A 12,418-nucleotide genomic window follows, 5' to 3' on the forward strand; every position below is an offset into this window, starting at 1 on the left:
CGCAAATCTTCGTTCAGTGTGGATGTAGCAGCAATCTATTGCACTTCATACAGCAGAGCGAAGCGATTTTTCAACAAAAGTGAGTTCTGTTGTATTCAGTGCAGCAGATTTCTGCCGGGATGCCGTAATAGGCGGGTTTGGTCCTTCCTGAGTGTATAAAGTGCAACAGAATTGAAAATCCCCGGCGCTGCGGCCAATTCTATTGCAGAAAGTACAGCAACAGAGCTAGGCGAACCTGCATTGCGCGCTGTTCCGGCAGTTTGTTGTTCAAATATAAGACTGTCCCACTAAGGGCTGCGCAGCCGTTTCTACTTGGGTCTGTAAACATTCGAATCCGCAGCGGCCAAGCCAACTAGAGCGCTACGCCCGCTCCCGCTCCACAAATTCATGCCGCAGGATCGACATGATCATCAACGATTCGAAGGAGTCGCCGATTTTGACACATTCACGGAGTATCCCCTCCGGCCTGAAGCCGGCATTCTCATAGACATGGCGCGCTCTGCTGTTGTGCTCTCTCACATCAAGCCATAGCCGGTGGGCCTGCGTTTGGGTAAATACCCATTGCGTTAGCAGTGCCAATGTTTTTTTGCCGAATCCGCGCCCTTTGGATTGAACGACAATCCGCATGATGCAGACGGTAAGATTGGGGTCCAGAAGTCCCGTTAGAATGACATAACCCGCTGGCTCCCCTGTTTTCTCCTGGATGATCAGGTGCAGAACGTCTCTGTCCTCCAAGGCTGAAGCATGCTGTTCTCTGCTCCACTGTCCGATGAACTGGCGGTTCATTTCACTTTGCTCTGCATTCAGGACAAACTCTAAATCTTCCTCCAATGTTGTGCGTAGTTCTATATTCTCCTTATTCAGCAGCATGAAATCCCCTCGCTTGTAGTAGCTTTACAATGATAGTACAGGATGGACGCGGAACTGCAAAGCACAAACAAGCGCCGGAGCACCCGGAAAAGCTGAACGCAGGGGAGCCTGCCGTATAATATATTGCGAAATGCTACGCCAGACGGTTGGGATCATGATTCAGGGAGAAGACAGAAACCGATGGAGAGGGAATAATGGCAACGGGTTCAGGCGCGATTTCTGCTACATCAGGAGAGTAGAGGTAAAAGCTGTCGCTAACTTCAGAGGTTCTGATTCTGGTGAACTCATTGGCTAAGCAGATCGTCGAGGATGCCGCCAGCGTATGCTCCCTGACACGAAGCTTGAAGGTTACGAGCGTCTGATCGACGGCCGGTATGCTGATCTGCTTGGTGTTCGCTTCGACCTGGATGTCGATTCCGCGCAGGCTTGTATTCATATCGAGATAAATGCTTCCATCCACCGGACTCATGAAATTGTACTCGGTGATAGTATTCACTTCATTGCCGGACGTATAGGCCTCTTTCTTGTATACGGATTGCTGCAGATACTCTGAGTTGTCAAATACTGCGCTGTCATACTGAACAATGAAATTCAAGTAGCTATACCCTGGATCATTCGGGATGAAATCGCGCAAATGCACCAGCACCGTCACTTCCTCCCCGGGAGCGTAAGAGGATCTGTCTGTAGTTACCTCCACGGACATGACGGGCGGTGTATTATCTACGGAAATCTCACGGAACATGGAGAAGATAAGGGTGAGGAATCCCGAGCCTTTGAAATATTTTTTGAAGCGTGACCGTTTCTTCATCTTACAACCTCCGTATTGTATGTTAATACATTCAGGTATGTAATCTTGTTGTGTGAGACCATAGTAGCAGCTTGGTACTGATAAATCGCTGATAAACGTCGAAGAATGGGAGAAAAGATCGAACAACAGCGGAAAAATATCATTCGGGAGGCACAAAAAAACAGCCGGCAGCAGTGTGCAGGGCTGTTTTCTTTGATTTTTTTAAAATATAAGGATGTATATGTTTTACCTCATCAATCCTCCTTCTATTTCCCCAGGCGCTTATACACGTCCAGGAACCAGTCCGGCAGCTCGTCGCCCGTTTCGGCCAAATAGGCCTCCCTGAACTGAGTGAACCGGCGCTGTGCCCGCAAAGGCTTGCCGATTTCGAAGTAAATGGAGATAAGCTGCAGCGAATAGCTCTCCTCCAGCGGCTCCAGCTCGACCAGACGTACGGCATATTCCTCTGCCTCATAGTGGCGGCCTGTCTGCATCAGTCCCAGCGTAAGCTGCTCCATCAGCTTCAGGTAGAGCCGCCGGTACTTGTCCCTGGCAGGGTATACCCACAGGCTGTCCAGCGGCTGCAAAAGATCTCCTGCATACAGGGAAGAAGCCTCATGCAGCTTGCCGAGATTGCTGTTCTGCAGCGCCAGCGTTGCCGCATCCTGGAATTTTTCGATATCACTCGCGATTCCCCGGGATTCCAGCCGGTAGTTCTCCCTGTCGAAGATCAGCTCGATTTTGCTGTCCAACGCGGCCTTTTTCAGAGTTTTGCGGATCTGGTAGACGGTGGTATGCAGATACTGCTTGCCTTTCTCATAATTCCATGGTGTAAAAACATCATTCAGAATCACGCTGACGCTGCCCTGCCTGTGAATCCACAAATACGCGAACAGCTCCTCTGCCTTGTGTGTACTCCATTTCACCGCTCCATGAGGGCCGGTTAATTCATACCCGCCAAGGAACTGGAAGCGCGCCGCAGCATCGGGCTGCTCTGAATTGCCGGGCAGCGTCCGCTTGGAGAGGATTTTGGTCCAGGCTTTGTGCAGGCGGGGCGGGTCTACGGGCTTCAGCAGATAATCGACAGCGGACAGCTCAAAGGCTTCAACGGCATAATTTCTGTACGCGGTCACAAATACAATATCAGTATCCGGCGAGAACGGCAGCAGCTTCTCGGCAAAAGCCAGTCCGGACAGCTCGGGCATCTGGATATCCAGGAACAGGATGTCCGGCTTCACTTCAGCCGCCGCCTTGAAGGCCTCGCGCGGATTATCGTAGATCTGGACAGAGGAAACCCCTTCACATCTGAGCAGCAGCTCACGCATTTGCTCCAGGGCCGGCCATTCATCGTCTACAACCATAACGGAATAATTCAGAGGGCTTCACCCTTCCAAGGAATTGTAATAAGTACCTCAAGTCCGCCCTGCTCTCCCCGGCTGATCTTCAGCGGGTGTCCGAATTGCTTCAGCAGTCTGCGGTTAATGTTCTTCAGGCCGATTCCGGTTCCTTCCCCGTGAGGGGAACGGTAATCCTCCTTCATCCAGGAGGAGAGCTGCTCGTCGCTCATCCCTTTTCCATTGTCGGATACGGTAATCAGAATCAAGTCGCCTTCCTGCCGGGTAGAGAGGAGGACGGTTCCTCCACCGATTTGCTCCATCAATCCGTGCCGGACCGCATTCTCTACGATGGGCTGCACAATCAGCGGGGGAAGAGAGAATTCGGCGGCTTCGATGTTGTACTCCGCATTCAGGCGTTTGCCGAAGCGGGCTTGCTCAAGTGACAGATACGCCTCAATCAGCTCCAGCTCCTTCTCGAACGGGATGGCCGTCTCCTGATTGCTGAAATCGAAACTTCCGCGCAGAAAATGGCTCAGATCGTACAGTAGCTGCCGGGTTTGCTCATGATCGCGTGCGCTCATCCAGATAATCGTATTGATGGCGTTATAGAGAAAATGCGGTTTGATCTGTGCACGCAGCATGGCAATCTCCGAGTTGAGCCGTTCCGATACAGACCTTCTCAACTGGACAAGCGTCTTGACGCGCCCCTTCAAATCGCTCCATGCATACGGTTTATGTATAAAATCATTCGCGCCCGCGCGGAACGCCGGTTCGTTGAAATGGAGCTGCTGTCCGGCGGTGGCCATCAGGATAGGCAAATCCAGCGGACTGTGGGTATCGCGGATAATTCTGCATAGCTCCAGGCCCGACATCTCCGGCATCATGACATCAATAATGCAAAGATCAAAATCGCGGTCCGCAGACAACAGCTCCAGCGCTTCTTTGCCGCTGCGCGCACTGGAGATACTGTAGTTCTCGAGTGACAGCAGGTTGGTCAGCGCCTTCAGATTGGCATAATCATCATCGACGACAAGAATGCGCGGGGCATTGGCATCGCTGCCGGAGGGAAGCGGCTCTTGCAGCAGCTTGGGATACTTCGAGTCCTCATCCGGCAGCTCCGCAGGAGCTTTTACCGGAGTGAGCAGCAGCTCGCGCTGCTCCGGCTCAGTCTCCCCTGATGGAGCGGGCGCAACGGCTTGTCTGACCGGAATGTCGAAGGTGACGCTGCTTCCTTTTCCGGGTGTGGAGGAGATTTCAATCCTTCCCCCGTGCAGCTCCACAAGCTTGCGTGTGATGCCCAGGCCCAGGCCCAGCCCGCCGCTCTCCAGCGAATCCGCCTCGTTAACCTGCTCGTAGTCACGGAAGATACTCTCCAGCCGTTCAGCCGGTATGCCCCGGCCAGTATCGGCCACGGTAATCGACACGTAATCGCCCTGCTGCCTGGCTTCGAAGGATACGCTGCCGCGGTCTGTGAATTTCAGCGCGTTGTCCAGCAGGTTGTACAGAATTTGCATCAGCCGGTGCTCATCGGCCTCTACCAGAAATACGGCAGGCGGGATGCGGTTCTTAATGCGGATGTTGTCCTTCTTGTTCAGGAACTGGAATACCTCGATGACGATACCGGCAACGCCTTGAATATCAACGATTCCCCAGTGCAGCGTAATCCGCTGTCCTTTGATCTGCTCATAATCGAGAATATCCCTGACCAGAAAAGCAAGCCGTCTCCCGGTACCCAGGATAAGACGCATATCCTCACGCTGGGAGGGGGTAAGGCTGCCGCCGGAGCCTTCATAGAGCGAAAGTGAAATGTTGATAATGGCATTCAGCGGTGTGCGCAGCTCATTGGAGGTCTTCAGCAGGAACTCGTCCTTGTCCCTGTCCTTGCGCTCAAGCTGCTGCGAGAGCTGTTTGATCGTCTCGTAGGCGTAAGCCTGTCTTGCGGACAGAAACAGCCCTTCGGCAAGAATAAATATCGGGCCCGCTACCGGCGGTATGGCGTATAACTCCGTTCCCAGCAGCAGATTGCTGGCTATAGTCAAGGTGAACATCACGGCGGCGATTACACTGATCAGCAGATAAAACGAGCCAATTTCCTTGCGCCATGCTGCTCTGGCCATGATGTACAGGGTGTAGCAAATGGACAGAAGGCTGAAAAGCATCATGAAATTCGATGCTTTGGAATACAGGCTGACATTGCTTGCCAAAGTGAACAGAACAAAGCTCGTAGAGTAGGCGAAGGAAATCTGGCGAAAGGTCCTGGAATACAAATCAGGGAACAGGGAATAGGTATAGCTGGCTGCAAAAGAAAAGCCGATGACCCCGGAAATAAGCTGAAGCTTGCTGAACCATTCATAGGAGATGGAAGGGAAAAAATCAAACAGCAGCTTCTCACTGTGTGTCAGCACGAACAGCGCCACCGTGAAGCAGTACATCGCAAGCTGGAGCGCAGGGTGGTCCTCCTTCCGCTGCAGCCCTTGCCCGAAAAAGTAAAAGCCAATAAAGGCGAAGCCTGCCACCAGCAGGATATCATAGGTGTTGTTCCGCCGCTCGATAGCCCCTATGGCGGCGGGGGTTCCAATACGGATAGATTCAATAATGCCGCCGCTGGCATAGTTGAAATTGGACACCTGAATCAGGATTTCAGCCTGGCCGTTCTTGTTGTTAAAAGAGACCGAGTACGGACGGTTGAGCGGTTTGCTGCTGTCCGGGGAGGTGCCGGGAGTGCCGCTGCCGCCCAAGGCAACGCCATTTACCAATACCCGGCTGGCATTACGGATATTGTGTACCTTAAGCGCCAGGGCAGGCGTATCCGCCGGAAGCCTCACAACCAGCCGGTAGGTCGCGTACCCGTAGCGGTTGTACTTCTCATTTTGCAGGGGGGAGGTCCAGGGTGCAGGCACAGAAATATAAGCCGGTTGCTCCGGCATCCGGTGCAGCCCGGGTTGCGGCTCCGGCAGAGCGTTCCAATAGAACTCCCATTCCCCATCCAGGCTGAAGCTGGAGGAATCGTCGAAGCCGCATGCGGACAAATCAATCATACCTGCCTTCGGCCGGGAGCAATTGGACGCGGAACCGCTGAATAGAGGCAGCAGTGCGGCGGCACCGAGCAGGAAGAGGCACAGCAGGGCAAGAGTTCTTTTGATGAACAGTCTGTAATCCAGGGATTTCATGAAAACCTCACTTTATACTTGACAATAATTTCATCATAGCCCCGGCGGCTTCCGCTTGTCCAGTGAATGGCAGGAAAGAAGCCGCTATCCGGCGGCGGAAAGTCATGTATAATTAAGCAAAGCGCCAACGATTTCAACTGTAGATGAGGAGAGCGGAACCGGTATGTTCTTTTTAGATATTATGTCATGGCTCACTGAGGAGCGCCTGCGGCAGCTTCTTGAGCAATACCGCTCGCTTGGGCCGCTGCCCGGCCTCGGGCTGACCTTTATGAAATCCTTCGTGCCGCCGCTGCCGACCATTGCCATAGTGGGCCTAAACGGTGCGGTGTACGGGCTGTGGCTCGGGTTTCTATATTCCTGGCTAGGCCTGGTTGCCGGCTGTGTGACGACCTTCCTGATTATCCGTGCAATCGCCTCCCGCCCTTATTTGCGGAAATGGAGCCAGCGGCCGAAAGTGGCTAAAGCGATGACCTGGGTTCGCCAGAGCGGCTTCAGCTATGTTTTTCTGCTCAGCCTGTTTCCGGTGGGACCGTTCGTCGTGATCAACATGGCAGCAGGGCTTGCGCAGATGCGTCTGCGTTCTTACTTGATTGCATTGTCTGCCGGCAAAGCCATTATGGTGTTTGCAGTTTCCTATATCGGGTATGATGCCGAGCGGTTTATCCACCGTCCGGCTGAAATTATCTATGTGCTGCTGTTTATCGGATTGTCGCTGTGGGGAGTAAAAGCGATTGAGGCCCGGTTCGCCCGGGCCGCGCAGGTGCGGGAGGAGCGGCTTTCAAGCGGTGAATCCTTACAGGGCGAATAATCCGCTGACGTCCGCCTTCCCGACAGTCTCCTCGGTGATGTGGAGCCAGCCGTTGGTAGAGCGGTTATAGCGGTAATCCTGCTTCCAGACGCCGATGTGGCGCACAATGCTGCGGACAGCGGCAATCATCCGCTCCACCTCACTGTCGGTCATAATCGGGTGCAGCGAGAGGCGGACCCAGCCCGGCTTCAGGGACTGGTCCCCGGCCTCAATGGCCTGGATGAACTGCTGGGATTGCTCTTGGTCCAGCCCGAGCAAATGATGCCCATAGGGGCCTGCGCAGGAGCAGCCTCCCCGGGCCTGGATGCCGAAGCGGTCATTCAGCAGCTTCACAGCCAGGTTGTAATGAATGTCCTGTAGAGTAAAAGATACGATGCCGTGCCGCCGGGTGTGCTCACCCGCAAGCAGGGAGCAGCCCGGAATGGAGCCGAGTCCGGTCAACAGCCTCTGGCACAGCTCGTGCTCCCTTGCCATCATGAATTGGCCGTCGCCGTTCATCTGATCCTTCAGCTTGAGGCACAGTGCGGTTCGGATCGCCTGCAGGAATCCGGGCGTGCCGCTGTCCTCGCGGACCTCCACATCACCAATGTAGCGGCGTTTGCCCCAGGCATCGACCCACACGACCGTCCCGCCGCCAGGCTCATCCGGGAGCCGGCCTCTGCTCAGCTTGGTATCGAAGAGCAGCACTCCGCCTGTTCCGGGGCCGCCGAGAAATTTATGCGGGGAGAAAAAGACCGCATCCAGCTTCTCCAGCGGATCTGCGGGGTGCATGTTGATCGGTTCATAGGGGGCGTTTGCGGCGAAATCAACAAAGCAAACCCCGCCGTGCCGGTGCATGGCGGCGGCAAGCTTGTGATAGGGCGTCTGAATGCCCGTAACGTTGGAGCAGGCGGTGAACGAGCCGATCTTCCAGCGGCGGTTCCGGTAGAGGAGGAGCAGATTTTCCAGCTTCCGGAAATCAATGTTTCCATCCGCTGCCGGCGGAACGGTAACCACATCGCCGGTGCCCTCCTGCCAGGGCAGCAGGTTGGAATGGTGCTCCATATGGCTGACGAAGATTACCGGACGGTCCTCAGGGGGATATAAGTATTCCTCACGCAGCCATTCCGGCAGCTTCAGGCCCATCATCCGCTGCAGCTTGTTGACCGCGCCGGTAGTACCGTTGCCGCAGAAGAGTAAGGCATCCTCCGGCCCGGCGTTCACATGCTGCTTGATGATGCTTCGCGCCTCGTTATAGGCGAGTGTTATGGTTAGCCCCGTTGTATTGGATTCCGTATGGGGATTGCTGACATAAGGCCCGAACGTCTCCTGTATTTTGCACTCAATGGGCTCATAGAGCCGGCCGCTGGCCGTCCAATCGGCATACAGCAGCGGCTGACGGCCATACGGGGTGGAGATATAATGCCGGCTGCCAATGGTACGCTCGCGGAAAGCTGCGAAGTGCTCCTGCAGCAGGGCGGGCTTTTCTGCCAATGGGGCGCGGTTGATACTCAGCACGGGCAATCCCTCCTTGCTGAAACGGATACCTGAAAGTCATACGGAGCATCGCTGCTTCGGGAGAGTAGGCTGCAGGCTCCTGTATGGACGGTATCCGTTTCTACTTGGCCTCAGTATATGCCCGCAGCGGCAGATAGGTTAAAGCCCAGATATGGCGGTTAGATGAAGAGCTGCAAGTCGCTTTCCAGTGCATCCTTCAGATAAGCGGCGGCATCAATAATCTCCACCTTAGGCAGAAGCTCCTCCGGCTTGAAGCCCATGATCTCCACAGAGAGCTTGCAGGCATAGAACTTGATGTTTTTTTTGCGGGCCCCCTTCAGAAAATGAATCAGCTTGGGCGCTCCCTGATCCTCTATCATCTCCTCCAGCATCATCCGGCCAAGACCGCTGAAATTCATCCGTGAGAGCGGCAATTGCTCCGGTCCTTTCGGCGTGATCACATCCATCAGCTTTTCGTAGATGGTTTTGTCCTCCAGCGTCATCTTCTCGGGATCACGGACCAGAAACAATCCCCAGAAGGAGAAGAACATCGTGACCTCAACGTCAATATCCCGCGCCGCATTGGCCAGTATGAGTCCGGCCATCGCCTTGTCATATTCCCCGCTGAACATCAGCAGATTCATTCGTTTACCCATTGTAGACTCCCTCCATAGAAAACCTAGAATGCCATTAGTATGGTTATGAAGGGAAGAAGTATGCTTGCCGTCACAGAATAGCTGAAGATAAGGGGAGAGTTTGGGGTAGCCTGAGAGGGGGAGTGTATGTAAATGTATTTTGTGCAATAGATACTGCACGGAGTGTCTCTTTCAGTAAGTCTAATGTATTTCGTGCAGCAGATTTTTGCGTTTAGGCTACATTTCGGTTAGAAGCTTAATTTCTATTGTACAAAACACAACAGAACCGCTTTTCATAGACCTTGAGCAACTAATCTACTGCACAAAATACAATCAAATATATTTATAAGCTGAACTTAAGATTATCCTATTGGGGTCTGGTCCAAACTTCCCCTCCGTCACTTCTGCTCTTGTTATGTTTTCTTTAGTTCCGCTTATATAGACAACCCACCAGACGTATATCCTAAGCGTACGTTATCCGGTACAACACAGCGCCATGCGGCAGGATGCCGCAGGTCAGCTCAGCCCGGAGATTGTGTGTTTCCGTTCCGCTCCACAGCTCCTTGACCGATACCGCGCCTTCCAGGTTCAGCTCGGATAGCCGCACACGGACCTCTTGGGTCTTCTCGCCGGTATTGAACATGGCAACATAGCGGACCCCGGCATCGCCGTCGGCCGACCAGACCACCTTGTCATCCTTGCGGCTGACAAGCCGTGCTCCGCTGCTGCTGCGGTGCATGTCCAGCACGTCGCGGTTGGTCAGCAGGGCATTCGTCCATTCGTCATTGTCCCGCAATTCGCCGCCGAAGAACAAAGGTGAGCGGAAGATGCTCCACAGCGTCATCATCGTAACCTGCTCCTCCCGTGTAAAACGGGTCCAGCGGTCGGCTCCGCCGCCGTCTACCGAGCGGATGCCAATATGGCCGAGAGGCAGCATATCGCAGTCCGGCCAACTGCCGCCGCCGGTTAATCCCTGCCAGCTCTCGCAACGGTCGAACATGTCAAGAAGCAGTTCCCAGCGGTCCCAGAAGTCGTCGGTGATCCGCCACATGTTGGCATGATCGGCCAGGAAATCGGCATATGGAACCGGAGCGGGTCCGGGGGAGAGGCTCAGAATCATCGGACGCCCGCAGTGCTGGATGGCACGATGAATCAGTTCGATTTCAGGCTGGTGGGTATCATATAGTCTCGAAGCGGCGATATCGTCCACTTTTACAAAATCCACGCCCCACTCGGCATACAGCTCAAAGAGGGAATTATAATAATCCTGCGCCCCATCCTTCTCAGCATCGACGCCATACATATCCGTATTCCAGGGACAGATGGAATTGGTGTGCGCAATATCGCGGGCTGTAACCGAAGTGCCTTTAATGGGTGTTGCTGCATGTGCAGCTTGTCTGGCAATTCCCCGCATAATATGAATGCCGAATTTCAGGCCAAGGCTGTGCACATAATCGGCGAGCGGGCGGAAGCCCAATCCTCCTTCGGCGGAAGGGAATCGGTTTACCGCCGGCAGCAGCCGGGAGTATTCATCCATGACCAGCGGTACAAACGGACGGTATTGCGAGGACACAGCTCCCGGCTCGTACCACTGAATATCGACGACGATAGTATCCCAGCCGAATTCCTTTAAGTTCTGCGCCATATATTCCGCATTGCCGCGGATTTCTTCCTCGGTAACTGCAGCTCCATAGCAATCCCAACTGTTCCACCCCATAGGCGGGGTCTTGGCATATTGTAAATGGCTCATTATTGTGTCGCTCTCCTTAGCGCTTCTTGACAGAAGCTGCGAAATAAAATTGCTCTAACAGTTCCATCATAGAATACTATTAGAGCAGATTTCCACAATAAAATAGTCTATTAAATAGCACAAAATTGCTCTATATCAGATGCTGGTACAGCAACAGAGCTAAATGTGTGGATGAGGTCATTCCCTCAGGAGGTGGTGAAGAGAAGCCACAGCAACTGAGTCGGCTCTCCTTACGGACAGGAGAGGCGTTATCTCCAAGAAAACGCCACTTTTTGCGGCTTAACGGACCGAGGAGCGCTTATTGTCTCTCTAAGGAACGTTCAGGAGCGAAATATTCGATCATAAGGCCCGTGGTGTCCTTAACTAACCAAAGTCATGACTCTTACCTGAAATAAGCGCACCACAGTCCGTAACGCCGAGTCAAACGTCCAATTTAAGAAGAAACCCCGTCTGGGAATGGGTACACCTGAGGGAGGATCGCTCCACGCCTTCTGTCCTTCGGGCATCGCAGGCCCCTACTCCAAGATATAAAGCTGTGTTAGTCGAAAAAGAGCCGGCTGTAATTCAGACTGCCGCTCCCGGAACGGAAGGACCCCGGAGTCTGTCCCGTGAGCTTTTGAAATACCTTGATGAAATAGCTGCCGCTGGAATAACCCACCTGAACCGCGATGGCTTCAATGCTCCAATCGGTTGTTCTCAGCAGCTCTACCGCATGTTCTATTCTGACCCGGTTTACATATTCATTCGGGGTGACGCCGACATACTTGCTGAAGGTCCGCAGCAGGTGGAACTTGGAGAGCCCCATCTTCTCGGCGAGCTGCTCCTGGCCGATCATGGAGTTATAGTGGGCTTTGATGAATTTGACGGAATCCCGCACCGCAGCAGGCCACTCGGATTCGGTCCGTGGACTGTTCAAGGAGAGTCTGCCGAGTTCCATCATGAACTGGTACAGTAATGAGGAAGCAATATACGGGTCAGCGATTCTCCCCAAATGGGCTTCGCGGGCAATATCGCGGAGTATGCGGATCGGCGTGCTGCCGGGGTCAATGAGTGGAGCAGGTCCAAGCTTTGCTTTGATTTCTTCCCAGAGAGGAAGAAGGGGCTGTGGCCTGAAGAGCAGGAACAGGAATTCCCAGGGCACGGAGCCTCCGGGATGATAATAGCGGTGCCTGCTGGGGATTTCCGCAAGGAAAGCACGCCCGGAGCCGATCCTTAGGCTCTCTTGCCCAGTATCGAACATTCCGGCTCCGTTCATGGTGTATTGGAACAGCAGCAGCGGCCCGTCTGTGCGCTCCATGCCGTTCCAGTGATAGGAAGAATCCGTAACAAGTTCATGTCCGACCGCGAAGAGGTTAAACAGCGGCAGACGGTCCGGCTCGCTGAAGCGGAATCCGTAGACCCCGTGGCTGCTTTGGTTTGTCACAAAATCCCTCCATACTAAGTGGTTAAGTGAGTTTCTTTTTGCTCATTGTACATAGAATTCATTCGAAAGAACAACAAATTTTGCGAGAAAGGCGTACTGATAGGAAGATATAATCAAATAAGCCCCCATCCGGGAGCTTATTTGTGCTGCGGCGCAGTACCA

At 53.7% G+C, this 12,418-nt stretch carries 9 protein-coding genes; 1 reads left to right on the forward strand and 8 read right to left on the reverse strand.

What is annotated here, in order from left to right; genetic code table 11:
* Window positions 1-360: 360 nt before the first annotated feature.
* The 4 genes from B212_RS0129140 to B212_RS0129155 all read right to left on the reverse strand — a co-directional run bounded on the left by B212_RS0129140 (window position 361) and on the right by B212_RS0129155 (window position 6,164).
* Entirely contained in the window at window positions 361-870 is a 510-nt protein-coding gene (locus B212_RS0129140) for a GNAT family N-acetyltransferase (protein WP_019914882.1), read from the reverse strand.
* 133 nt (window positions 871-1,003) lie between these two features.
* Window positions 1,004-1,678 carry a cohesin domain-containing protein gene (locus B212_RS0129145; protein ID WP_019914883.1) on the reverse strand — a complete coding sequence of 225 codons (675 nt, stop codon included), beginning with the start codon at window positions 1,676-1,678 and terminating at the stop codon, window positions 1,004-1,006.
* A 245-nt stretch (window positions 1,679-1,923) separates the two neighbouring features.
* The gene (locus tag B212_RS32740; RefSeq protein ID WP_019914884.1) at window positions 1,924-3,018 is read right to left on the reverse strand and encodes a response regulator; all 1,095 of its coding nucleotides are present in this window, start codon (window positions 3,016-3,018) and stop codon (window positions 1,924-1,926) included.
* Between the two features lie 11 nt (window positions 3,019-3,029).
* Window positions 3,030-6,164: an ATP-binding protein gene (locus B212_RS0129155; protein WP_019914885.1), complete on the reverse strand. Its 3,135-nt coding sequence runs from the start codon at window positions 6,162-6,164 to the stop codon at window positions 3,030-3,032.
* A gap of 163 nt (window positions 6,165-6,327) precedes the next feature.
* Between B212_RS0129155 and B212_RS0129160 the strand changes: the two genes are divergently transcribed.
* Entirely contained in the window at window positions 6,328-6,972 is a 645-nt protein-coding gene (locus B212_RS0129160) for a TVP38/TMEM64 family protein (RefSeq protein ID WP_019914886.1), read from the forward strand.
* On the opposite strand, the gene B212_RS0129165 is transcribed toward B212_RS0129160, so the two are convergent.
* From B212_RS0129165 to B212_RS0129180, 4 genes are all read right to left on the reverse strand, one after another.
* The gene (locus B212_RS0129165) at window positions 6,958-8,469 is read right to left on the reverse strand and encodes an aminotransferase class V-fold PLP-dependent enzyme (protein ID WP_019914887.1); all 1,512 of its coding nucleotides are present in this window, start codon (window positions 8,467-8,469) and stop codon (window positions 6,958-6,960) included. The genes B212_RS0129160 and B212_RS0129165 overlap by 15 nt on opposite strands.
* 158 nt (window positions 8,470-8,627) lie before the next feature.
* On the reverse strand, window positions 8,628-9,104 hold the full coding sequence (locus B212_RS0129170; RefSeq protein ID WP_019914888.1) for a DsrE/DsrF/DrsH-like family protein: 477 nt from the start codon (window positions 9,102-9,104) through the stop codon (window positions 8,628-8,630).
* Between the two features lie 442 nt (window positions 9,105-9,546).
* Window positions 9,547-10,833, reverse strand: a complete 1,287-nt coding sequence (locus B212_RS0129175; RefSeq protein ID WP_019914889.1) for a glycoside hydrolase family 27 protein — start codon at window positions 10,831-10,833, stop codon at window positions 9,547-9,549.
* 538 nt (window positions 10,834-11,371) lie between these two features.
* A complete protein-coding gene (locus tag B212_RS0129180) occupies window positions 11,372-12,256 on the reverse strand; it encodes a helix-turn-helix transcriptional regulator (RefSeq protein ID WP_019914890.1) in 885 nt (294 codons plus the stop codon).
* Between the last annotated feature and the right edge of the window lie 162 nt (window positions 12,257-12,418).

This window comes from Paenibacillus sp. HW567 (assembly GCF_000374185.1).
In the GTDB taxonomy this organism is placed as follows: domain Bacteria; phylum Bacillota; class Bacilli; order Paenibacillales; family Paenibacillaceae; genus Paenibacillus_AQ.